The organism is Aminobacter sp. SR38 (assembly GCF_014843375.1).
Lineage (GTDB): Bacteria > Pseudomonadota > Alphaproteobacteria > Rhizobiales > Rhizobiaceae > Aminobacter > Aminobacter ciceronei.
Window position 1 is genome coordinate 2,314,032 of the sequence record NZ_CP062112.1, and the last position, 21,839, is coordinate 2,335,870.

A 21,839-nucleotide genomic window follows, 5' to 3' on the forward strand; every position below is an offset into this window, starting at 1 on the left:
CCATGACCGTGACCGTCGTCGACCATCCGCTTGTGCAGCACAAGCTGACCATCATGCGCGACAAGGAAACCTCGACGGCCGGCTTCCGGCGGCTGCTGCGCGAGATCTCCCTGCTGCTCGGCTACGAGGTGACGCGCGACCTCGAACTGACCACCAAGATGATCGAAACGCCGATCGAGACGATGGAGGCGCCGACGCTCGAAGGCAAGAAGCTGGTGTTCGCCTCGGTGCTGCGCGCCGGCAATGGCCTGCTCGAAGGCCTGCTCGACCTGGTGCCGGCAGCCCGCGTCGCCCATGTCGGGCTTTATCGCGACCACGAGACGCTGGAGGCGGTGGAGTATTTCTTTAAGGCGCCAAGCGACCTCGGCGACCGCCTGGTGATCGTCGTCGACCCGATGCTGGCCACCGCCAATTCAGCGATCGCGGCGATCGACAAGCTGAAGGGCCGCGGCGCCACCAACCTGCGCTTCCTGTGCCTCCTGGCCTCGCCCGAAGGCATCGAGCGCTTCACCAAGGCGCACCCGGATGTTCCGGTGTTCACCGCCTCGATCGACCGCGAGCTCAACGAGCGGGGCTACATCATCCCCGGCCTCGGCGACGCCGGCGACCGTATGTACGGCACCAAATAGGCCTTAACCCACGGTTTACCGCCTTTGACATCGGGATGGCTGCGTTAAAGCCACGATCACCTTGTCCGGACTATCGTGACGCCTCAAATCAGGGCGTCACATGCTGCGCAAGCTCATCATATTCGGTGTCTGTGCCGGCGCATCCGCGTCGGTGCCCATGCTGTGGGACAAGGACGGTGAGAAGTTCAAGGCTTTGACCGAGATGGCGACGGGCACCATTACGCCGGCGCCCAAGCCCGTCGAAGCCAGTGCTGCGACTGCCTCCACCGCCGGACGCAGCGTCAAGATCGACGCCGACATGCGCGGCCATTTCACGGCAAGCTTCAAGATCAACGGTCGCTCGGTCGACGCAATGGTCGACACCGGGGCGACGCTGGTGGCGATCAACGTTTCGACCGCGCGCAAGGCCGGGGTGAAAGTCGCGCCGGGGGATTTCACCCAGCAGGTCAACACGGCAAATGGTGCTGCGCGCGCAGCGCTTTCGCGCATCGACAGGCTGCAGATCGGCCGGATCAGCGTCGACGACGTGCCGGTGGTGGTGCTCGAGGACAAGGCCCTCGGCGGCACGCTGATCGGAATGAGCTTCCTGTCGCGACTCAAGAAGTACCAGGTCGAAAATGGCGCGCTGCTTCTGGTGCAGTGAGCCTCAGGCCGCGGTTTGCTGATCCGCAGTCCTGAAGTGGCCGGGCGGATGGCCGATAACGCGCTTGAAGGCGCGGCTGAAGGCAGCTTCCGAATCGTAGCCCAGCCGTGACGCCACGACTGAGATGCGCAGGCGGTCGCGGACCAGCCACTGCCGCGCCTGGTGCATCCTGACCTGAGTGACGTAGCGCGCCGGCGTTTCGCCGACGATCGCCGCGAAGCGGTCGGCGAAGCCGGAGCGCGATGCGCCCATCATCCGAGCCAGCGCCTCGACCGTCCAGTTGTGGCTCGGTTCGAGATGGATCGCGGCCAGCACCTTGCCGATCTTGGGATCCCTGACCGCGGCGATCCAGCCGCTGGAATCGCCGCAGCCGCGCTCGACCCATGAACGAATGATGATGGCGGCGAGCACGTCGGCGAGCCGGGCGACGATGCCGGCGGAACCGACGCGCTCGAGCTTGACCTCGCGGGCCATGGTTTCGAGCATGTGAGTGATACCGGGGTCATGCGCCTCGAGTTCGGTCGTGCGCATGACGTCAGGCATCATGCCGAGCAGCGGGTGCAGGCCGTCGAGGTTGAAATACATGCTGCCGCAGAACAGCAGCGTGCCCGGCCGGCAGCCCTCGGTCGAAAGACAGAAGACCTTCTCGCAGATCTGCTTGATCTCGTAGCCATTGATCGGCGACGATTTTGCGCCTGGCTCGCTGGCGATCACATGGGCCACGCCGCGCGGCAGGAGCACGGCGTCGCCGCAGCGAAGCTCGACCCATTCGCCCGAGGGCTGGCGCAGCCAGCACGCCTTCTGTCCGACGAAGTAGAAGCGTGCCGTTGCCTGGGCCGGGAATTCGATGTTCCACGGCTCCTTCAGCTCCCAGCGGCCATACTCGACGCCTTCGAGGCGCAAACCCCTGAGGATATCGGTCAGCGGGTCGGCGGCAAGTTTGGACGAACGATCATTCATACTGGCGTTTCTAGCATGGAAACGCCAAATCGTCACCCCCATGTTGCACCGCACTGCAATCGGAGAGCCTCCCAAATGAACGATATCGCAACCGCAACGCTGGACGGCATTCCGATCCAGAAAGCGAAGGCCGAGGAGCGCGCGGAACCCCTGTGGGGCGCCGTTCTGTCGTTGTCGCTCGGCGTGTTCGGCCTTGTGACGGCGGAATTCCTGCCGGCCAGCCTGCTGACGCCGCTGGCGCAGGATCTCGGCATCACCGAAGGCACCGCCGGACAAGCGGTGACGGCGACTGCCGTCGTCGCCGCGATCGCCGCGCCGACAATGGCGATCGCGACAAGGAAGATCGACCGACGGCATGTGATGATCGGATTGTCGCTGTTGCTGGTCGTGTCGAGCCTGCTCGCGGCAACCGCCTGGTCACTGCCGTCGCTTTTGTTCGCGCGTGTGCTCCTGGGCGTGGCACTCGGCGGCTTCTGGTCGATGTCGGCGGCCATCGCGATGCGGCTGGTGCCCAGCGAGGTGCTGCCGCGCGCCATGTCGATCATCCTGACCGGCGTTTCGGTGGCGACCGTCTGCGCCGCCCCCGTGGGCGCCTATGTCGGCGACGTCTGGGGTTGGCGCAGCGCCTTCATCATCGCTGCCGGCGTCGGTCTGGTCACGCTGATCGTGCAGTTCGCCACGCTGCCCAAGCTTCCGCCCATCAGCATCGCCAGCTTCGGTGCCCTGCGTGACGTCTCCCGCAACCCGATGATCCGCGTCGGGCTGCTGCTGGTCATCCTGACCGCGTCCGGCCATTTCGCCGGCTTCACCTATTTCCGAGCCTTTCTCGAGCAGGTGCCGGCACTCGGCATCGAGACCATATCGCTGGTGCTGCTGGCCTTCGGCATTGGCGGCTTCTTCGGCAATCTCGCCGGCGGTTTCATGGCCGAACGCAGCCTGCGGTCGGCGGTGACGTTGGCTCCGTTGCTCATCGCCATCTCGGCGCTGGCGCTGCTGTTGGCGGGTTCGTCGGCCGGGATCGCGGGCGTCGCCATCGCCGCGTGGGGCTTTGCCTTCGGCGCGGTGCCGGTGGGCGTACAGACCTGGATGGTACGCGCAGCGCCCGACCAGGCTGAAAGTGCCGGCGGCCTGATGGTCGCGACCTTCCAGGTGGCGATCGCGCTGGGTGCGGTGTTCGGCGGCGTGCTGGTCGATACTGCAGGCGTCAACAGTGCCTTCATCTACAGCGGTGCCGCGACCCTGCTGGCTGCAATCGCCGTTGCCTGCTTCGGCAGGAAGCATGCAAGCTGACCTCAAGGGAGGTGACTTGCGCCGCGTGGCTTCCTAGCTGCGCGGCGCAATGCGTCTGGCGACCACCTTCGCCGCCACTGGCCTGGCTTCATCCAGCGTGTAGCAGGCAAGCACCGATGCGGCAGCCGTCTCCGCTGCAAGCGGGCTGCGGGCATGGATGCGGGCGAGCGCCTCACCGGCCCTCACTTCGGCACCGACAGGAAGCAGCCCGGTAATGCCGACGGCATGGTCGACCTTGTCCTCGGGCCGGGTGCGGCCGCCGCCCAGGGCGACGACCGCAAGGCCGATGTCACGGGTTGCGATTGCCGAGACGAAGCCGCCGCGCGGGGCTTTCGCCACCAGTTCCACATCTGCCTTGGGCAGATATTTGGCCGCGTTCGTCACGAAATCCACGGGGCCGCCGAGCACAAAAACCATGCGGCCGAAGATGTCGGCGGCGGTACCGTCGTCGAGCGCCATGCGTGCCCGCTGAAGCCCCTCGCGCTGCGAGCTTGCCCGGCCGGCGGACAGCAGCATGTCGGCGGCGAGCGCCAGCGTGACCTCTTCGAGGCGCGGGTCGCGGAAGCGGCCGGTGAGGAAATCGACGGCGTTCCGGACCTCGACCGCGTTGCCGGCGGCGGAGGCCAGCGGCTCGTTCATGCCGGTGATTAGGGCTGTGGTCCTGAGGCCCGCGCCATTGGCGACCTCGACGAGGCTGGTGGCCAGTGCCGAGGCGTCGCGCGCGCTTTCCATGAAGGCGCCGTTACCGATCTTGACGTCGAGCACCAGCGAGCCGAGGCCCGCAGCAAGCTTCTTGGACAGGATCGAAGCGGTGATGAGCGGCACCGATTCGACCGTCGCGGTGACGTCGCGAATGCTGTAGAAACGCTTGTCGGCAGGCGCGAGGTCTGATGTCTGGCCGATGATGGCGCAGCCGGCTTCGCGCACCGTGCGCCGGAACAGCGCAAGGTCGGGCTGGCTGGCGTAGCCCGGGATCGAATCCATCTTGTCGAGCGTGCCGCCGGTGTGGCCGAGGCCGCGGCCCGAAATCATCGGCACATAGGCGCCGCAGGCGGCAACGATGGGCGCCAGCATGAGCGAGACATTGTCGCCGACACCGCCGGTGGAGTGCTTATCGGTGGCGGGACCCGGCAGGTCGGACCAGTCGAGCACATCGCCGGAATCACGCATGGCCGTGGTCAGCGCCACCGCCTCGTCGCGACTCATGCCGTTGAAGAAGACGGCCATGCCGAAAGCCGCGATCTGGCCTTCCGAGACGGCGCCAGAGGTGATGCCGCCAACGAAGGCGGCGATTTCGGCCGGGGCGAGAGCCTTGCCGTCGCGCTTGCGGCGGATGATTTCCTGCGGGAGCATCAGATGGCGCTCGCGGCCGGCGAAGCTTGGCGCTCGGCGTTCTCCGCGGTCGCCGCCCCGCCCTCAGCCATCGATCGGGCCCTTCTCGAACATCTTGCGCAGGACGGTGGCGAGGCGGCCGCCGCCGATGGGGGCCATGTCCTTGGTTTCGCGATGCGACAGCTCGGCCCCGGTCATGCCGGCGGCGAGGTTGGTGATGACCGAGCAGGCGAGCACCTTAAGGCCGAGAAAGCGGGCGATGATCGCTTCCGGCACCGTCGACATGCCGACCGCATTGGCGCCGAACATGCGGGCCATGCGGATCTCGGCCGGCGTCTCGAAGGACGGGCCGGAGAACCACATGTAGACGCCCTTGTGCAGGTCGATGCTTGCTGCCGCAGCGGCGGTCTCGAACGCCTTGCGCAGACCGGCATCATAGGCCTCGGTCATGCCGACGAAGCGGCGGTCGGTCGGCTCGCCGAACAGCGGGTTGGCGCCGGCGAAATTGATGTGGTCCTCGATCAGCATGATCGAGCCGGGCAGCATGCCGGGGTCGACGGAGCCGGCGGCATTGGTCAGCACGAGCTGGGTGACACCGATGCCGGCGAGCGTCTCGAGCGCCGGACGCATGACCGAGGCATCGCCATGCTCGTAATAATGCGCGCGGCCGGCCATCATGATGACCGGCTGGCCACCGAACAGGCCGGCAACGAGCTCTCCGGCATGGCCGGTCACGCCGCTGCGGGGGAAACCGGGCAAGGCGGCGTAAGGGATGCGGACGGCGTCTTCGACCTCGTCGACGAGGCCGCCAAGGCCGGAACCCAGCACCATGGCGGTCGCCGGCGCAAGACCGTCGAGCTGCTCGACGAGACGATCGACGGCTTCCTTCATTTCAGGATCTCCCCCTGGAACCCGTAGGGCAGCATCTGGCCCATGGTGACAGTTTCGACGATGCCGGCATCGTCGCAGAGATAGAGTTTGGTGTCCGGACTGGTGAATTCGGCCAGGCGCTGGCGGCAGCCGCCGCAGGGTGTGATGCGGGCCATGCGCTCGGCAACGACGGCGATCTCGGTGATCTTGCCGCCGCCGCCCATGATGTAGTGGCCAAGTGCGGTGGTCTCGGCGCACCAGCCCTCGGGATAGGACGCGACCTCGATGTTGGCGCCGGCAAAGATGCGTCCATCTTCGGTGCGCAGTGCCGCGCCAACCGGAAACTTCGAATAGGGCGCATAAGCCTTGGCCATGGCGGCGGTCGCCGCCTGGAACAGATCGTGGGACAAGATCAGCGCTCCTTCACATAGGGCACGCCGCCGGCGCGAGGCGGGATGGCCTTGCCGATGAAGCCGGCAAGCAGGATGACGGTAAGGATGTAGGGCAGTGCCTGCATCAGCTGAACCGGCACCTTGCCGATGATCGGCAGGGGAGACCCCTGCAGGCGGATCGACAGCGCGTCGAGGAAACCGAACAACAGGCAAGCGAACATGGCCGGCACCGGTTTCCATTTGGCGAAGATCAGCGCAGCGAGCGCGATGTAGCCGCGGCCGGCCGTCATGTCCTTGACGAAGCCGGCGTTCTGGGCGAGCGCCATGTAGGAGCCGGCAAGGCCTGTCAGGATGCCGGTGCAGATGACGGCACGATAGCGCAGCCAGGCAACCGAGATGCCGGCGGTGTCGACGGCCGCGGGGTTCTCGCCGACGGCGCGCAGGCGCAGGCCGAAGCGAGTGCGGAACAGCACCCACCAGGTGAACGGCACGGCGAGGAAAGCGACATAGGTCAGCAGCGAATGGCCCGACAGCAGGCCGGAATAGAGCTGGCCGACGACAGGCACGTCGCGCAACGCATCGGCGAAAGGCAGGTTGACTGCGCCGAAGCGGCCTTCCGGCGGCAGCGAGGGCGTGCGCCCGCCCTGCTGGAACCAGGCCTGGCCAAGGATGATCGTCGAGCCGGCAGCGATGAAGTTGATCGCGACGCCAGAGACGATCTGGTTGCCGCGATGGGTGATCGAGGCAAAGCCATGGACCAAGGCCATGCCGACCGACACCAGGACGGCGATCAGCAGGCCGATCCACGCCGAGGCGAAGACGGCAGCCGCCGCCGCGCCGGCGAAGGCGCCGGCCAGCATCTTGCCTTCGAGGCCGATGTCGAAAACGCCGGCGCGTTCCGAATAGAGGCCGGCCAGGCAGGCGAGCAGCAGCGGCACCGAAACACGGATTGTCGAGTTCAGGATGTTGATGAGCGCGTCGATGAATTCCATGTCAGGCGCGCTCCCCTTTGGTCGCCGTGATGCCGACGGATCGCGGGCTGAAGCTCGCGAAGATGCCCTGGATGGCCGGGCGGAACATGTGCTCGAGCGCGCCGGCAAACAGGATCACCAGGCCCTGGATGATGACGATCATGTCGCGGGAGATGTTCGGCATCTCGAAGGCCAGTTCGGCACCGCCCTGGTAGAGCATGCCGAACAGGACCGCCGCCGGCACGATGCCGGCCGGATGCGATCGGCCCATCAGCGCCACCGCGATGCCGACGAAGCCGGCGCCGGAGACGAAATCGAGCGGCACATTGTGCTGGTCGCCCATGATCGGGTTGAGCGCCATCATGCCGGCGAGCGCGCCCGAAATCAGCATGGTGACGATGATGATGCGGGTTTCCGAGATGCCGGCGTAGCGCGCCGCCTTCGAGCTGAAGCCGAAGGTGCGGATCTCGTAGCCGAGCTTGGTGCGCCAGATCAGCACCCAGACCAGGAAGGCCATGACCAGCGCCAACAGGAACGAGACGTTGAGCGGCGCCGAGGGCCGGACGGTGAGGCCGAATTCGGCGAGCAGCCAGCCGAGCTTGGGCAATTGCCCGCCTTCGACGAACTGGCGCGTCTGCGGCGCCATCGAGCCGGCCGGCTTCAGCACGTTGACCAGCATGTAGACCATCACCGAGGCGGCGATGAAGTTGAACATGATGGTGGTGATGACGATGTGCGAGCCGCGCTTGGCCTGGAGATAGGCCGGAATCAGCGCCCACAACGCGCCGAACAATGCCGAGGCGATGATCGCCATCGGAAAGACGACCCACCAGGGCAGCGTGCTGTCGAAGGCAAGGACGACGATGGCGATGCCGAGGCCGGCGATATAGGCCTGGCCCTCGCCGCCGATGTTGAACAGGCCGCAATGGAAGGCGACCGCGACGGCCAGGCCGGTGAAGATGAAGTTGGTGGCGTAGAACAGCGTGTAGGCGAGGCCCTGGCCGCTGCCGAAGGCGCCCTCGACGAGGATGACGGCGGCGCGCAGCGGATTCTCACCGACGAGCAGCACGACGAGGCCGGCGACGACGAAGGCGACGAGCAGGTTGATGAGGGGAATGAGCCCATAATCGGCCCAGGCCGGGAGTTTTGCGTAAGGCGTGCTCATTCGGCGGCCTCCTTGTGTTCGACGCCTGCCATCAGAAGCCCAAGCTCGCCTTCACCGGTTTCGGGTCCGCGCTCGCCGACGACGCGGCCGGCGAACATCACCAGGATGCGGTCGGATAGCGATCGGATCTCGTCGAGCTCGACCGAGACCAGCAGAACCGCCTTGCCCTGGTCGCGCATGGCGATCAGGCGCTTGTGGATGAATTCGATGGCGCCGACATCGACGCCGCGGGTCGGTTGGCCGACGATCAGCACCCCGGGGTCCTGTTCGATCTCGCGCGCGAGCACAATCTTCTGCTGGTTGCCGCCGGAAAAATTGGCGGTCTTGAGCCGCGGATTGGCCGGGCGGATGTCGTATTTCTCGATCTTTTCCTGCGCGTCCTTCTGGATCGCGTCGAGATTGAGGAACGGTCCTTTGAGATATTGCGGCTTGTCGTGATAGCCGAGGATCGAGTTCTCGCTTTCGTCGAAAGCAAGCACCAGGCCGACATGATGCCGATCCTCCGGCACATGGGCGAGGCCGCGGTCGCGCAATTCGCCGGGGTCGGCCTGGCCGGTCAGATCAATCGGCTTGCCGTCGAGCATGACCGTCCCCGAGACCGCCTTGCGGATGCCGGAAACGGCTTCCATCAGTTCCGACTGGCCGTTGCCGGCGACACCGGCGATGCCGACGATCTCGCCGGCGCGGATGTCGAAGGATACGTCGTCGACCATGGTGACGCCGCGCGAATCCTTGACCGTCAGGTTCTTGACCGAAAGCTTGACGGCACCAGGCTTGGCCTCGCCCTTTTCGACGCGCAGCAGCACGCGGCGGCCAACCATCAGCTCGGCCAGCTCCTCGACGGTGGTTTCCCTGGTCTTGCGTGTGGCGACCATCGTGCCCTGGCGCATCACCGAGACGTTGTCGGTGATGGCCATGATCTCGCGCAGCTTATGGGTGATCAGCACCACCGTCTTGCCCTGTTCCTTGAGCTGCTGGAGGATGCGGAACAGGTGGTCGGCTTCAGCCGGGGTGAGCACGCCGGTGGGCTCGTCGAGGATCAGGATTTCAGCACCCCGATACAGTGCCTTGAGGATTTCGACGCGCTGCTGCAGGCCGACCGGCAGTTCCTCGATGATCGCATCGGGATCGACCTCGAGGCCGTATTCCTGCTCCAGCCGGCGCAGCTCGGAGCGCGCTTTGGCGATGGACTTGTTGAGCAGCGCCTCGCCTTCTGCACCGAGAATGACGTTTTCCAACACCGAGAAATTCTCGACCAGCATGAAGTGCTGATGCACCATGCCAATGCCGGCGGCGATGGCATCGTTGGGTGTCTTGATGCTGGCCGGCTTGCCGTTGACGCGGATTTCGCCGCTGTCGGCCTGATAGAAGCCGTAGAGGATCGACATCAGCGTCGACTTGCCGGCGCCGTTTTCTCCAATGATGCCGTGGATAGTGCCGCGCGGTATCTCGAGCGCGATGTCGCGGTTGGCGCGGACAGCACCAAAACTCTTGTTGATGCCGATCAGTTCGATAGCTGCTTCCGCCATACGACCGTCCCACCTCAGGTTCTTATGTTCTTGTTATGGCTTGCCGAAAGAGCTAGCACGCCGATACTGCCCTGCCAATCGGCTCGCCTGGTGACCCCAAGGAATTGACCGCTCCGCGGCCGATTTCGAGGCAACGACCGATATGACGGCCCAATGAGGATCGCCCCAATGAGGATCGACCATGACCACGCCCGATGACCGGCTGACGACGCTCGAAATACGCGCCGCTGAGCAGGAGCATACGATCGAGGAGCTTTCCGGCCAGATCGCCGAACAGTGGAAGACCATCGAGCGGATGCAGAAGAAGCTCGACGCCCTCACCGAGCGCTTCCTGGTGCTCGAGGAGCAGACGGCACCCGACACGCCGGTGACCAAGCCGCCCCACTGGTGACGCCGCGCCAGAGCCAAGCCTCAGGCCATACCAGCCGCTTCGGATGGTTGCCACAGCTCGATCGGATTGCCCTCAGGATCGTGAATCCGGCAGAACCGGCCGACCTCGGAGTCCCACTCCGCCCGCGTTTCCACCGCGATGCCGGCTGCCTTCAGCTCGGCCATCGCGGCATCGAGGTCATCGACGCGCAGATTGATCAGCCATTGCTGCTCTGGACGGCCGAAATACTCGGTGTCGCGACTGAAAGGCGAAAGGATCGTCGGCCCCGCCTGCTGCTGCCAGACAGCGCGCGAGATGTCTGAAATGCCGAGGTGCTGTTCGTACCAGGCAGCGAGTGCCTGAGGATCCTTGGCGCGAAAGAAGAAGCCACCAATTCCGGTAACCGTGAACATCGATTGCCGTCCCGAGGACTGGCCCACAATGATCGACGCCGCCGGACCAGGGTCCGGCGGCGCGTTTCATTCAGGCAGGGATCAATAGGGGCACTTGTCGTCCGAGGTGTAGTCATGCACCTGGATGGTGCCGGCGATGATGTCGGCCTTGGCCTTTTCGACGGCTGCCTTCATCTCGTCGGTGACGAGCGCCTTGTTGTTATCGTCCATGGCGTAGTCGACGCCACCTTCCTTGAGGCCGAGATTGTTGATGCCGCCTTCGAACTTGTCGTTCTTGGCATCCATGAAGGCGTTGTAGACGGCGACGTCGACGCGCTTGAGCATCGAGGTCAGTACCTTGCCCGGCTGCAGGCCGTTCTGGTTGGAATCGACGCCGATGCCGAGCTTGCCGCCGTCAGCAGCAGCCTGGAGCACGCCGACGCCGGTGCCGCCAGCCGCGGCGTAGATCACGTCAGCGCCCTGCGAAATCTGGGTCTTGGTGATTTCGCCACCCTTGGTCGGGTCGTTCCAGGCGGCAGGCGTGTCGCCGGTCATGTTCTGGATGACTTCGGTCGCACCGGCAGCCTTGGCGCCGCCGACATAACCGCAGCCGAACTTGCGGATCAGCGGAACGTCCATGCCGCCGACGAAGCCGACCTTCTTGGACTGCGAGGCAAGGGCTGCCATGACGCCGACGAGGTAGGAGCCTTCATGCTCCTTGAAAACGATCGACTTCACATTGGGCTTCTCGACGACCATGTCGATGATGGCGAACTTGAGGTCCGGATAGTCGGCAGCGACCTTGGCGAGCGCCTCGGACCAGGCAAAGCCTGCCATGACGATCGGGTTGCGGCCATCCTCGGCGAAGCGGCGCAGGGCCTGGTCGCGCTGCGAGGCGTTGGAGACTTCGAACTCGACATAAGGAATGCCGGTTTCGGCCTTGAACTTCTCGGCGCCGTTGTAGGACGCTTCGTTGAACGACTTGTCGAACTTGCCACCGAGATCGTAGAGCAGCGCCGGCTGAACATCAGCGGCGAGCGCCGGAAGGCACATGGCGGTGGCCGCCAGAAGGCCGAGGACGATACGTTTCATGTGATCCACACCCTGTCGGTTGTCTTTTTTGCAATCGCCGCGCGAGCCGTTCCTCCGGCTGCCGCACGGCCCATGGCGAGGATCTCTCCCCCCGCGCATGGCCATATCTTGCACGGGCCAAGACAAAATTCACGCGGAATCTTGACCTTTTGGAAAAATGCACAGGCATCGCAAATGGCGTCTGAAACGAATGTCTAAACGGCCGCCTTGTCGGGGATCGCGCAAGCAACGCCGGTGCCCTTGAGGCCACAATAGCCATAGGGATTCTTGGCAAGGTATTGCTGGTGATCGTCTTCGGCGAAGTAGAACTGAGGCACTGCGGCGATCTCGGTGGTGATCTTTTCGCGACCGGCAGCCTTGAGCGCTGCCTCATAGGCATCGCGCGAGGCAACCGCCTCGGCCTGCTGGCTGTCGGAGAAGGTGTAGATCGCCGAACGGTAGGTGGTGCCGACGTCGTTGCCCTGGCGCATACCCTGGGTCGGATCGTGCGCCTCCCAGAAGATCTTCAGCAACTCGCCGTAGCTGACCTGTGCGGGGTCGTAGACCACCAGCACGACTTCGGCATGACCGGTAAGGCCGGTGCAGGTCTCCTGATATGTCGGATTGGGCGTCAGCCCGCCGGCATAGCCGACTGCCGTCACCCACACGCCGGGGATCTGCCAGAACAGGCGCTCCGCACCCCAGAAGCAGCCCAGGCCGAACAGCGCCTGCTCGAAGCCTTCGGGATATGGCCCCTTGAGCGGGCGCCTGGAGACGTAGTGCTTCGATGCTGTCGGAATCGCCCGCGCGCGGCCGGGCAGCGCTTCGCCAGACGTCGGCAGCTTGAGCTTCTTGTTCAGCATGTCGCTCAGGAAAAACATCTGCCTTCCCTCCTCGTCGTTGCGCCGAAGCTTGCTGGCGTCGCGTCAGACCTCGCCGGTGAAGCGGCCGGCGCGGCGCCGGTGGCCGATTGCGTAGAGCAGGAAGGCGAGCACGGCAAAGACGGCGAAGCCCGGCTGGTTGAGCACCGGCACGACGACGCTGTCCCAGACAGCCGGGCCGGTCTTGTCACGGACGAATGTCTCGGTCGCGGCGAGGGTATCGGGCGAGGCCGTCGACCAACTGGTATCGAGCGGCGTCATCACCAGCCGTGACACGGCGACGGTGCGGGTGGCGTCGAGCACGGCCATGATGACGGCGACCGAAAGCGCTATTGCGGCGGCAAGACGGAACACGAAGCGGATCATCGGCGGTCCTGGATATCGGTTATGAACGAGAAATAGGCCGCGCCGCCGGTGGGTGCAATCGAAGACACGGCTAATTGACAGACCTTTGCGGCGGGACTGGCGGCTTCGGCTTGCGGCGATTGGCCCGCCAGACGGCGAAGATGCCGCCGGCAACCGCGCCGACCAGCAGGCCGCCGAGGCCGATCAGCACGACGAAATAGCCGCAGGCGCCCTCGAAGCAGCTCATATCGGTGGCTTCGGAAATGCCCGTGCCCAGCGCGAGCCCGACACCCGCGCCAACTGCTGCACCGACGATGACGCCGAGGATGGCGGCGACGATCGAAACCAGCAGACGCGGCCGCTCGTGCGGGCCGCTGCTCAACAAGGCTTGTGGCTGGTCCTGTCGGCCGACCAGCCAGATCATGGCAAGGCCGATGGCGACCTCGCCGCCGTCCCAGGCAAGACCGACGAGGCCAAAGGCGAAATTCGGCATGACAAGAATATAGACCTGCTTGAGGACGAGGAAGGCGATGATCGCCCATTGCCAGATGGTGAAGGCGCGCCGGAACCTGCGATCGCGATTGTAGGCGAGCACGAGCAGGTAGATGCCCCAGCCGATCGTCACCGCGCTGAAGGCGACCGAGACATAGATCAGCCCCAGCACTGCCGACGGCATCGAGAAATCCAGCATGATGGCGAAGCTGGCGTCGATGCCGCGCGCGCTGAGCGCCATGACGAGGCACAGCCAGGCCACCGGCAGCCAGCGCCAGATGTCCCAGCCGGACGGTTCGCTCTCTGACGACATCGAATCTCCCCCTGCCCTTCAAAGCAGTTTGTGACAGAGCGCCAGGCACTTGCAAGAAGGGCGGCGACGGTGCCAGCAAGGCGCCTCGCCGCTGCGGATCGTGGCTTTGCCGGCGCTGCGCAGCACGACGATCGTTTTGCCTGATAACATTTGCCACGTCAGCGCTTGGCAAGCGGCGCAGGATCGACTAGATGAGCCCCGCAGCCGGACGCTAATGTGTTCGGTGGCAGGCGATGGGTGCCCGGCAGGTTGGCTGCACCCGAATGACGGCTCGACGAGCCGACGCCAAGGAGATGCGCGCACTCCCAACCGGCCCGGCATAACCAGCCGGCGCACAGCGCGCATGCGGAGAGGTGGCCGAGTGGTTGAAGGCGCACGCCTGGAAAGTGTGTTTACGGGAGACCGTAACGCGGGTTCGAATCCCGCTCTCTCCGCCAGTTGCCCTATTGGGATCATTCTCCATTACCAGTTTCGGCGTCCTGAACGGCGCAGAACTGCGGGTTTTCGGGCCAAAGCTGTTGACTGCGCTACCAGGCCGAAACGCGGATTTCGTTCTCTCTCCGCCGATATTCTCCAGACCTCCTGACTGCACGGATCTGGTACGGAGTTGCAAGTCGCTCTAAATGCAGAGTTTTCTTCTTCGTCCGATCCATACTTTTGTGATGTACAGCGGCGGGAGAAAGAATCTCGGGTCGAACTATTCCGTCGACATCTGCCGGCGGGGCATCCGTTCCGCACACTCAGCCAAGTCGAAATGCAGGTTTGGCCAACATCCTGACGGCAAGACCGATGGAAAAGATCACGTCGCGGCGCAGAAGTTCCTCTACCGTAGTGCTCTTGTCGATGCTGCGACGATCAAGGTTGCTGCCGTCATGAGCATGACGGAAATGCGAAAGCGGGTGCCGCAGCGCCATCATGCGGCGCAGGTCTGTGACGTCTTCATCAGAGATCACCTCGCGCTCCCGGCAGCGGCGGAGCGTGTCGGCGAACTGGATGCGATCCGGAAGGTCATCGATCAAAAGCCCGGCGTGAAGATATGCGGCGAGGAGATGCTCCACGAGCCCCTGGCACAGCAGGATCGTGGCCACGAAGTTGCCGTGCACGAACGACGAGCGCGCCTCGACCCACGCGTGATAGGCCGCATGGCCGCCGAAGATCATCGTGCCGGATCGCCCCATCTGGGCGCCCAGATCGGTCAGCATGCGGAAACGGCCGACCTTGTCGGGCAGGTCATCATGCAGGTCCGCCAGCAGATGGCGGACGAAGTCCAGATCCGAATGGTCTGAAAGCAGATCGGGCTGATCGTCCCGGCTCACAGTCATGCGGCATTCGCCCGGCCATTGAAGGTCTCGTGCAGCATGGCGGGGATCAGGGCCTCGACATCCTGTGCGGTTCTGGCGCGAATGGCGCGGGCCTCGCTGACTTTGGCCTGGAGGCGGTCGAACCAGTACTGACAGTCGATTGGTGGGAGGGGAACTTGCATACTCTCGAGTTTCCTCAATCCCAGCGTTCGATTTCGCCCCGCCCCGCCGGGCGACGCTTCACCCAGCTTTTGCAGGCCTTCGGGCGTCGAGAAATAGAACCGCAGGAACTCTACAGTTGCTGTGTCGGGCGCGGGCACGCATGACAGGAAGCGGTGCGATCCGACGCGACTATCGTCTTCGGGCTGGGCGACTGCCACAGCGCCTTCCCAAGCGAAGACGATGTTGAACAGGAGGTCGCCAGCACAGATGCGGAACAGCTTCTTGTTACCGACTTCTGCGCCGGGCAGATCAGGTTTGTGGAACGTGCCTTTACCGAACGAACGGACGCCGAGTTCAGGATAGGTGCCATCAAGATCGATCTCGACTGGCCTGCGCACGAGGGGGGCGACTTCGGCCATGGGGCGCATGGGGGCGCCGTCGATGGCGCGCTGGAAGGCTTTCAGCAGCAGGGCCCGGGTTTCGCGCTCGGCAGCCTCGATGGCGCGACGACGTTCCTCCACCAGTGCCGCGACCGTGTCGAGACGCCGGACGATGCGGCGTTGTTCGTCGAGGGACGGGAGGGGAACTTCGATTGTCGCGAGCTTATCAACGCCAAGTGTACGATTTCGCCCAGCACCACCAGGAGATGCTCGCAACAGCTGATGTCGCCCTTTGTCGTGTGTGAACCACCAAAACAGATACCGAGCGTCAGCATATCTAGGATCGACAACACAGGTAAGAAAGCGATGGGAGCCGACCTTCCCATCTTCCGCCTGTGAAGCAACGGCTACAGCCCCTTCCCATGCGAAGACGATATTGAAAAGGAGATCGCCTTCCTTCCATTCGAATAGGCGTTTCTCCCCGAGTTCAAATCCTGATTTGGGCTCCTTGTGAAAGACGCCACGCCCAAAAGACCGGATTCCGATTTCGGGGTAAAATTGGTCGGGTGCAGTCTCTATTGGACGCCTGACCAGCGGTGCTATTTCTCTCATCGGTCGTTGGATGAGCTGTCCTTTCACAGCTTCTCTCCCAACGCTGCCTTGATCTCGTACATGATGCCGAGAATCCGCTGTTCCTGTGCGATGATCGCGTCCACGATTTCTGTCGGGGCGCGGTGATCCGCGACCTCGCCAGAATGCGGGTTCTTGATATCGAGATTGCAGGCGATGACGCGATCATGCGCGTCGCGCTGGATCAGGTCCGCGGCGGAGACCTTCCAGGCGCGCTCGTTTTCCTCGCGAGTGTTCCACCAGGCGAGACAGCCCGCGAACTCCTCATAGGCCATCGGCGCGGTTTTCGAGTACTTCTTGCGGCCCTCCGGCAGCGGCATCTCGTAGTACCAGATGTCCTTCGTCGGCGCGCTGGTGTCGAAGAAGATCAGGTTCGCCGGAATGTCCGTGTAGGGCGCGAATACGCCTTCACGCAGGCGGACCACCGTGTGCAGGTTAAACTTCTCCAGCAGGTCGGCCTTGATCCGCGCCGAGATGCCGTCGCCGAACAACGTGCCGTGCGGGACGACGACCGCCGCCCGCCCGCGCCCGGCGCGCTTCAGCCGCCGCATGATCAGTTGCAAGAACAGCAGCGCCGTCTCGGCCGTGCGCCGGTGCTCGGGGAAATTGTTGAGGATGCCTGCCTCCTCCTCGCCGCCGAAGGGCGGGTTGGTCAGGATGACGTTGACGCGCTGGTCCTCGCCAATTTCTGCCAGACGGAAGCGCAGGGCGTTGCCGGGGTCGATGCGCGGCGCATGCAGGCCGTGCAGCAGGAGGTTGAGCTGGGACAGCAGGAACGGCAGCGATTTCGCCTCGCCGCCTCGTATGGTTTCCTCCTGCAGGGTGCGGCGCTTCTCGACCGTATCGGCCTGGCGCTCGAGGTGCAGGTAGGACTCGGTCAGGAAGCCGCCGGTGCCACAGGCCGGATCGAGGATGGTCTCGCCCAGCTTGGGATCTGTCACTTCGACCATGAAGCGCACGACCGGCCGCGGCGTGTAGAACTCGCCCGAATCCGCGGCGGCGTCGCGCATCTCACGCAGCAGCGTCTCGTAGAGACGGCCGAGGGTGTGGATCTCTTCGGACGAGTCGAAATGGATGCCGTCGATCAGGTTCACCACGTCGCGCAGCAAGTAACCGCTTTCCATCCGGTTGGCGAAGCCCTGAAAGACGGTGGCGATCACGTCGCGCCGTTCGCGCCGGCCATTGTCGCCGCGCAAGGAGCGAAGATAGGCGAACAGGCCGGGTCCACGGGTGCCATCGGGGCGTTCCGCCTGCTCGGCGGTGAGAAATGATAACAGGTCCGGACCGGTGATGCCGTCTGCGTCCGCCGCCCAGTCGCGCCAGCGATATGGGGGCTCGATGATCTGGCGGTAGTCCTTGCCGGCCAGTTCCGCGCGGCCCGCCTCGATCCGTTCCATGTCGTCGAGGAACTTCAGGAACATGATCCAGGTGAGCATCGGCAGACGGTCGAGATCGCCGTTCAGCCCCTTGTCCTTGCGCATGATCTTGCGCGCCGACTTGATGATGCTGTCGAGGCGCTGGGCGGTGGTCAGTTGCTTGGGCGCAGCCTTCTTGCGGGCGGTTGTAGCCAATATGGGGCTCCTTCAATTCAGGCGGTGTAGAGCAGGCGCTGCAGTTCGGTGACGGCGCTGCGCAGCTCCTTGCCCCCGCCGAAGCGGGCGGCAATCTCGATCACGTTGCCCCATTCGTTGAATGGGGGGACTTCGAGGATGTCGGGCAGCTTGAACTGAGCGCTGCCGTGTTCGGCATATTTCTCAAGCACGGCATCCAGAACTTCACGGGCATCCGGCCCGAAGCGGGCCAGAAATTCATCCTGCTCCCGCAGAACGCGGTCCGCGCGCTCGCGCCGGGTCCGCAGCGGCGCGTTGTAGGCGAGATGGCAAAGGAGGTCGAACGGATCGGCCTCCGGTTTTCCGACGGCGTCTGCCAGGGTGTCGAGGTCAATGCCCTTCTCCTCAAGCCGCTCGACGATTTCGGCCCGACGCTCGGGGTCGAGCCAGTCCGTGCGCAGTTCGGACGCATTGGGATAGAGCGTGCGCACCTTGTCGCCGGTGTAGTCGGTGAGCTGGCGGCAGGCGAGCTGTCGGCCATCGGCGTCGAGCTCGTAGACGAGGTGTCGGACAATTGCGACCTCGCCACCGTCGACATAGAACTTGCGCGGGCCGGTCTCGGTCTCATCGTCGAGATCGACAGGTCCGGCCAGAACATCGGGCCCATCGGGGAAATCGTCGGGATCCGGCGTCGCTTCCTCGATCTCGTGCTCCTCGACGACATCGCCGTCCGCATCGATCACCGCCTCGTCCTCGCGGACAGGATCGCCGTCAAAGGCAGGATCGGCGAACATGCGCGTTGCCGTGCCGGTGTAGTCGACGATGTTGAAGGCGAGCTTGCCGTAGTCGGGCCTGAGGCGCGTGCCGCGGCCGATGATCTGCTTGAATTCCGGCATGGAGCCTACGACCCGCGCGAGCACGACGTTCTTGCAAGTCGGGGCGTCGACACCGGTGGTGAGAAGCTGCGACGTGGTGAGGATGACCGGTGTCTGGGTCTCGACATCCTGGAATTTCGCCCGGTGCGCGCTGCCTACATCTCCCTCATCGGACGTCACACGGCATACGTAGTCGGGATGATCCTTGACCAGGTCGGAGTTCAGGGCGGCGAGCGCCTGCCGCATTTCGAGCGCGTGTTCCTGGTCGACGCAGAAGACGATGGTTTTTGCGAAGCGATCGGTCTCGGCCATGAAGCTGGCAAGGTGTTTCGCGATGGCCTGCGTCCGTGCACGCAGCGCCACGACTCGCTCAAAGTCCCGCGTGGAATACTCGGCGTCGGGGACCTCGCGCCCGTAACGGTCAAGCTCGCCGCGCGTCGGACGCCAGCCAGCAGCGTCGTAGTCCGAGATGACACGGTGAACGCGGTATGGGGCAAGGAAGCCGTCGGCGATACCCTGCGCCAGGCTGTACTCGTAGAGAGGATCGCCGAAGTAGTTGTAGGTGTCGACGTTATCCTCGCGCCGCGGTGTAGCCGTCATGCCGATCTGGGTCGCGGGCTCGAACCATTCGAGGATCTCGCGCCAGTTGCTGTCGTCCCGCGCGCTGCCCCGGTGGCATTCGTCAATGACGATGAGGTCGAAGAAGTCGCGTGCATATTCGCGATAGAGACCAGGGCGGTTCTCGTCACGTGCGATGGACTGGTAGATCGCGAAATACATGTCGCGGCTCTTCACCGCCATGCCGCCAGCGATCTTGTGGCGGGCATCGCCGAACGGGCTGAAATCCTTGGCCATCGGATCGTCGACCAGGACGTTGCGGTCGGCAAGAAACAGGATCTTCGGGTTTCGGTTCACCCCTTTCGAGCTCCAGCGCGCCGACCAGAGCTTCCAGCAGATCTGAAAGGCGACGGCGGTCTTGCCCGCGCCAGTGCACAGGGTGAGCAGTGCCCGCTTCCTGCCCTGAAGCGCCGCCTGAACGGCGCGGTTCACGGCAATCTCCTGATAGTAGCGAAGGGGCTTCGCCCGGTCCGGAAACGTGGGCGTCAGCAGCCGTTCGGCCACCTGGTCATCGTCAATGCCCTCGGCGCGGCGGAGCCGGGCCCAGAGGTCATCAGGCGCCGGGAAATCTCCGATCGTCCGCTCGACACCGGTCGTGTAGTCGAACTCGACGATTTCGATGCCATTGGTCGAATACGCGAACCGAAGGCCGAGGATTTCGGCATATTCCTTGGCTTGCTGAAGCCCATCCGCAGCATGCCTGTAGCGGGACTTGGCTTCTACGACGGCTATCGGGAAGTCGGGATTGTATCGAAGCAGGTAGTCGGAGCGCTTCTGCTTTCCTCGGCGCGCCTTGCCGCCGATGAATACCACTCGCCCGTCAGTGAAGGTTCTCTGTTCGTTTATCGCATGCGGACGATCATCCCAGCCTGCTGCCTGCAGCTTGGGAACGACTAACTTCCTGCAGGTATCGGCCTCGTTCATACGGCAACCGCAAAATGCACTTCCGGTCGCGGCGAGAGTGTGAAGGCGAGATCGCCATTGCCTTTGCTATTGTTCGCTGATGTCAAATCCTGCCCCCTCGCGCGTTCGCTCGTCTGGACGCGCCCATGAAGGGTTTAATGCCAGCCGGGCGATATTGGAAGGCCGTGCAGACGATGGGAACCACAACCGCGTTGTCAGCGGCTAAACCGCTGCCTCTCTCACTCACCGGAAACGGCTTCATCAGCGCCGCCAGCGTGATATCCGATGGTTGTCTTTCATCCAGATCGCCTCGCCGCTGTCCAGCGGCGACATTGCCCGCGAGATTTTCACCATGCGGGGCGATGACGCGCGGGACAGGAAGTATCTAGCCGAACTGACGAGGCGCTGCGGGGGCATGAAGGCGGAGGTAACGTGCGCAGCGTGACCGACGCGAAGGGCGACTTGAGGATGAAGAGACTCATGCCGTTGTCATGGTGAAAATGGATCCCGCGCGATACCGTCGTACAGCGCCAGCGCGAGCCGCCAAAGATCGTCGAGTGGACAATGCGCGCAATAGGCAAGCGCCATTGGACTGCTCGGGCCAAGCTTGGCCGCGACGTAGGACGTCAATTCACTACGAACTCTGGCTTCATCTTCAGTGTTAGACCTTCCAATGATCATGGTACCCGCCATCAATCTGGGGCTCGTCGGTTGAGCGGCTTCAGCGCGGCCATGGTTCGCAGGCCATGCCGTCGTTGTCGGCATCATGGGAGGGCCAATCCCGGCCAGCCGCTCCGAGCTGGTGCCAAGCCAACCGCTCGTGCCGCACTGCAGTTCGGAGCGGCTGCAATGTGGCGGACGCCGTCCCAGCCTGAACTGATCCGCACCGATTGGAGCGGTCGCCAAATGATCAGAACGACCAAGGCAAATAGTCAGCAATGATCGCGCTGGCCACCACAGCGGCTGCCGAATACGCGCCCAACGCTCGCGGGCAGACCGACTCTGTCGAACCGCCTTCCTGCGCCGATACTCTTCTTCGAGATTATATTGCCGCGCACCCCGCCAGGTGCCTTTGTTGTCCACCATTGCCCATATCCCAAACCGACCATGAGCTTAGGCCGTCGGCACAAACAAGCAATTTCAATGTTCCATGCAATTTGAGCAGAATTCGTGGAGTGCACCTTGCCTTGACTGCATGTAGGGCCGCTGCAGCCCGCCTCATCGCAATGGTGACGGTGATTGCCGAGCCATCGCGGTTGATATCGATTGTCTCCATTGTCCTGCACTCATCCTTGAATTCCATAGCTTGTGACGCGATATCAGAGGTGGGTTCAGCGGGCATTTGGGTTTTCACGACACCACCATCTGCACCTCCGACGCGCGGCGTGCACCGAGCCCGCTGGCGAATGTGCATTGCTTGGGGGTCATGATACCTCCGACCGCCAATCGCGATCCGAGGATTTTGAATGGAGTGTAGCCATGGGCGCTCGATCTTTTCCGCCACTATGGATCACCCTCCCTGGTGCCGGGCCGCGTCGTGTCGACAATGCGTTCGAGGCGCTGGAATACCTGAACGACTGGCCAAAACGTGACAGGGCCTGGCGTCAGGCAATTCAGGCATGCCGGGACGCTCTTGACGGCTTCATTCCGGCCATGGCCGCTCGTCGCGCTCTTGTGGGGGCGGTACAGGCGGTGGAAGTCGCGACAACCAATGACCCGGGGCAGCAGGTTCCGGTCGCCGCGGAGTCCCGGACTTCGGCAACGACAGAGTGAAC

At 64.0% G+C, this 21,839-nt stretch carries 21 protein-coding genes and 1 tRNA gene; 6 read left to right on the top strand and 16 right to left on the bottom strand.

From position 1 onward, the window contains the following. Nucleotides 1-2 precede the first annotated feature (2 nt). Complete coding sequence (upp, locus tag IG197_RS11345; protein ID WP_067954623.1) at nucleotides 3-629, top strand: uracil phosphoribosyltransferase; 627 nt, start codon at nucleotides 3-5, stop codon at nucleotides 627-629. A 100-nt stretch (nucleotides 630-729) separates the two neighbouring features. Then, a complete protein-coding gene (locus IG197_RS11350; protein ID WP_192318786.1) occupies nucleotides 730-1,272 on the top strand; it encodes a TIGR02281 family clan AA aspartic protease in 543 nt (180 codons plus the stop codon). A 3-nt stretch (nucleotides 1,273-1,275) separates the two neighbouring features. On the opposite strand, the gene IG197_RS11355 is transcribed toward IG197_RS11350, so the two are convergent. Then, the gene (locus IG197_RS11355; protein ID WP_067954635.1) at nucleotides 1,276-2,232 is read right to left on the bottom strand and encodes an AraC family transcriptional regulator; all 957 of its coding nucleotides are present in this window, start codon (nucleotides 2,230-2,232) and stop codon (nucleotides 1,276-1,278) included. A gap of 75 nt (nucleotides 2,233-2,307) precedes the next feature. Between IG197_RS11355 and IG197_RS11360 the strand changes: the two genes are divergently transcribed. Then, nucleotides 2,308-3,522 carry an MFS transporter gene (locus IG197_RS11360; RefSeq protein ID WP_067954645.1) on the top strand — a complete coding sequence of 405 codons (1,215 nt, stop codon included), beginning with the start codon at nucleotides 2,308-2,310 and terminating at the stop codon, nucleotides 3,520-3,522. 33 nt (nucleotides 3,523-3,555) lie between these two features. On the opposite strand, the gene deoA is transcribed toward IG197_RS11360, so the two are convergent. The 6 genes from deoA to IG197_RS11390 all read right to left on the bottom strand — a co-directional run bounded on the left by deoA (nucleotide 3,556) and on the right by IG197_RS11390 (nucleotide 9,781). Beyond that, the gene (gene deoA, locus IG197_RS11365; protein WP_192318788.1) at nucleotides 3,556-4,875 is read right to left on the bottom strand and encodes a thymidine phosphorylase; all 1,320 of its coding nucleotides are present in this window, start codon (nucleotides 4,873-4,875) and stop codon (nucleotides 3,556-3,558) included. A 63-nt stretch (nucleotides 4,876-4,938) separates the two neighbouring features. Continuing rightward, nucleotides 4,939-5,745 (bottom strand): purine-nucleoside phosphorylase, encoded by an 807-nt coding sequence (locus IG197_RS11370; protein ID WP_154384679.1) that lies wholly within the window; start codon nucleotides 5,743-5,745, stop codon nucleotides 4,939-4,941. Continuing rightward, nucleotides 5,742-6,134 (bottom strand): cytidine deaminase, encoded by a 393-nt coding sequence (gene cdd / locus IG197_RS11375; RefSeq protein ID WP_067954651.1) that lies wholly within the window; start codon nucleotides 6,132-6,134, stop codon nucleotides 5,742-5,744. Before cdd ends, IG197_RS11370 begins: the two co-directional genes overlap by 4 nt. Nucleotides 6,135-6,136: 2 nt before the next feature. Beyond that, entirely contained in the window at nucleotides 6,137-7,108 is a 972-nt protein-coding gene (locus IG197_RS11380) for an ABC transporter permease (RefSeq protein WP_067954653.1), read from the bottom strand. A 1-nt stretch (nucleotide 7,109) separates the two neighbouring features. Beyond that, the gene (locus tag IG197_RS11385) at nucleotides 7,110-8,252 is read right to left on the bottom strand and encodes an ABC transporter permease (RefSeq protein WP_067954655.1); all 1,143 of its coding nucleotides are present in this window, start codon (nucleotides 8,250-8,252) and stop codon (nucleotides 7,110-7,112) included. Next, nucleotides 8,249-9,781 carry an ABC transporter ATP-binding protein gene (locus IG197_RS11390; RefSeq protein ID WP_182573561.1) on the bottom strand — a complete coding sequence of 511 codons (1,533 nt, stop codon included), beginning with the start codon at nucleotides 9,779-9,781 and terminating at the stop codon, nucleotides 8,249-8,251. The genes IG197_RS11385 and IG197_RS11390 overlap by 4 nt, the downstream gene beginning before the upstream one ends. Nucleotides 9,782-9,962: 181 nt before the next feature. Between IG197_RS11390 and IG197_RS11395 the strand changes: the two genes are divergently transcribed. Beyond that, on the top strand, nucleotides 9,963-10,172 hold the full coding sequence (locus IG197_RS11395; protein WP_067954658.1) for a SlyX family protein: 210 nt from the start codon (nucleotides 9,963-9,965) through the stop codon (nucleotides 10,170-10,172). 20 nt (nucleotides 10,173-10,192) lie between these two features. On the opposite strand, the gene IG197_RS11400 is transcribed toward IG197_RS11395, so the two are convergent. The 5 genes from IG197_RS11400 to IG197_RS11420 all read right to left on the bottom strand — a co-directional run bounded on the left by IG197_RS11400 (nucleotide 10,193) and on the right by IG197_RS11420 (nucleotide 13,645). Beyond that, entirely contained in the window at nucleotides 10,193-10,564 is a 372-nt protein-coding gene (locus IG197_RS11400) for a VOC family protein (RefSeq protein ID WP_192318790.1), read from the bottom strand. Nucleotides 10,565-10,645: 81 nt separating this feature from the next. Beyond that, nucleotides 10,646-11,635 (bottom strand): BMP family protein, encoded by a 990-nt coding sequence (locus IG197_RS11405; protein WP_067954662.1) that lies wholly within the window; start codon nucleotides 11,633-11,635, stop codon nucleotides 10,646-10,648. Between the two features lie 194 nt (nucleotides 11,636-11,829). Beyond that, complete coding sequence (gene msrA, locus IG197_RS11410) at nucleotides 11,830-12,495, bottom strand: peptide-methionine (S)-S-oxide reductase MsrA (protein WP_192318792.1); 666 nt, start codon at nucleotides 12,493-12,495, stop codon at nucleotides 11,830-11,832. A gap of 45 nt (nucleotides 12,496-12,540) precedes the next feature. Further along, entirely contained in the window at nucleotides 12,541-12,861 is a 321-nt protein-coding gene (locus tag IG197_RS11415) for a hypothetical protein (RefSeq protein ID WP_067954665.1), read from the bottom strand. A 70-nt stretch (nucleotides 12,862-12,931) separates the two neighbouring features. Next, nucleotides 12,932-13,645: a hypothetical protein gene (locus IG197_RS11420; RefSeq protein ID WP_192318794.1), complete on the bottom strand. Its 714-nt coding sequence runs from the start codon at nucleotides 13,643-13,645 to the stop codon at nucleotides 12,932-12,934. 347 nt (nucleotides 13,646-13,992) lie between these two features. On the opposite strand from IG197_RS11420, the gene IG197_RS11425 reads away from it, so the two are divergent. After that, a tRNA-Ser gene (locus IG197_RS11425) sits at nucleotides 13,993-14,082 on the top strand. A gap of 303 nt (nucleotides 14,083-14,385) precedes the next feature. Here the strand turns inward: IG197_RS11425 and IG197_RS11430 are convergent. From IG197_RS11430 to hsdR, 4 genes are all read right to left on the bottom strand, one after another. Continuing rightward, complete coding sequence (locus tag IG197_RS11430) at nucleotides 14,386-14,961, bottom strand: hypothetical protein (RefSeq protein WP_192318796.1); 576 nt, start codon at nucleotides 14,959-14,961, stop codon at nucleotides 14,386-14,388. Nucleotides 14,962-14,963: 2 nt separating this feature from the next. Beyond that, nucleotides 14,964-16,127, bottom strand: a complete 1,164-nt coding sequence (locus IG197_RS11435; protein WP_192318798.1) for a restriction endonuclease subunit S — start codon at nucleotides 16,125-16,127, stop codon at nucleotides 14,964-14,966. Continuing rightward, on the bottom strand, nucleotides 16,124-17,599 hold the full coding sequence (locus IG197_RS11440) for a class I SAM-dependent DNA methyltransferase (RefSeq protein ID WP_246765356.1): 1,476 nt from the start codon (nucleotides 17,597-17,599) through the stop codon (nucleotides 16,124-16,126). The genes IG197_RS11435 and IG197_RS11440 overlap by 4 nt, the downstream gene beginning before the upstream one ends. Before the next feature lie 107 nt (nucleotides 17,600-17,706). After that, nucleotides 17,707-20,085, bottom strand: coding sequence for an EcoAI/FtnUII family type I restriction enzme subunit R (gene hsdR / locus IG197_RS11445; RefSeq protein ID WP_192318799.1), 2,379 nt, complete (start codon nucleotides 20,083-20,085; stop codon nucleotides 17,707-17,709). 1,458 nt (nucleotides 20,086-21,543) lie between these two features. On the opposite strand from hsdR, the gene IG197_RS11450 reads away from it, so the two are divergent. Then, nucleotides 21,544-21,837: a DUF982 domain-containing protein gene (locus tag IG197_RS11450; protein ID WP_192318801.1), complete on the top strand. Its 294-nt coding sequence runs from the start codon at nucleotides 21,544-21,546 to the stop codon at nucleotides 21,835-21,837. The last annotated feature ends 2 nt before the right edge of the window (nucleotides 21,838-21,839 follow it).

Bases quoted from the DNA above. Each gene is read 5' to 3' on its own strand.
- upp (WP_067954623.1), top strand. From the start codon at position 3: ATGACCGTGACCGTCGTCGACCATCCGCTTGTGCAGCACAAGCTGACC.
- IG197_RS11350 (WP_192318786.1), top strand. From the start codon at position 730: ATGCTGCGCAAGCTCATCATATTCGGTGTCTGTGCCGGCGCATCCGCG.
- IG197_RS11355 (WP_067954635.1), bottom strand. From the start codon at position 2,232: ATGAATGATCGTTCGTCCAAACTTGCCGCCGACCCGCTGACCGATATC.
- IG197_RS11360 (WP_067954645.1), top strand. From the start codon at position 2,308: ATGAACGATATCGCAACCGCAACGCTGGACGGCATTCCGATCCAGAAA.
- deoA (WP_192318788.1), bottom strand. From the start codon at position 4,875: ATGCTCCCGCAGGAAATCATCCGCCGCAAGCGCGACGGCAAGGCTCTC.
- IG197_RS11370 (WP_154384679.1), bottom strand. From the start codon at position 5,745: ATGAAGGAAGCCGTCGATCGTCTCGTCGAGCAGCTCGACGGTCTTGCG.
- IG197_RS11380 (WP_067954653.1), bottom strand. From the start codon at position 7,108: ATGGAATTCATCGACGCGCTCATCAACATCCTGAACTCGACAATCCGT.
- IG197_RS11385 (WP_067954655.1), bottom strand. From the start codon at position 8,252: ATGAGCACGCCTTACGCAAAACTCCCGGCCTGGGCCGATTATGGGCTC.
- IG197_RS11390 (WP_182573561.1), bottom strand. From the start codon at position 9,781: ATGGCGGAAGCAGCTATCGAACTGATCGGCATCAACAAGAGTTTTGGT.
- IG197_RS11395 (WP_067954658.1), top strand. From the start codon at position 9,963: ATGACCACGCCCGATGACCGGCTGACGACGCTCGAAATACGCGCCGCT.
- IG197_RS11400 (WP_192318790.1), bottom strand. From the start codon at position 10,564: ATGTTCACGGTTACCGGAATTGGTGGCTTCTTCTTTCGCGCCAAGGAT.
- IG197_RS11405 (WP_067954662.1), bottom strand. From the start codon at position 11,635: ATGAAACGTATCGTCCTCGGCCTTCTGGCGGCCACCGCCATGTGCCTT.
- msrA (WP_192318792.1), bottom strand. From the start codon at position 12,495: ATGTTTTTCCTGAGCGACATGCTGAACAAGAAGCTCAAGCTGCCGACG.
- IG197_RS11415 (WP_067954665.1), bottom strand. From the start codon at position 12,861: ATGATCCGCTTCGTGTTCCGTCTTGCCGCCGCAATAGCGCTTTCGGTC.
- IG197_RS11420 (WP_192318794.1), bottom strand. From the start codon at position 13,645: ATGTCGTCAGAGAGCGAACCGTCCGGCTGGGACATCTGGCGCTGGCTG.
- IG197_RS11440 (WP_246765356.1), bottom strand. From the start codon at position 17,599: ATGCGCAAGGACAAGGGGCTGAACGGCGATCTCGACCGTCTGCCGATG.
- hsdR (WP_192318799.1), bottom strand. From the start codon at position 20,085: ATGAACGAGGCCGATACCTGCAGGAAGTTAGTCGTTCCCAAGCTGCAG.
- IG197_RS11450 (WP_192318801.1), top strand. From the start codon at position 21,544: ATGGGCGCTCGATCTTTTCCGCCACTATGGATCACCCTCCCTGGTGCC.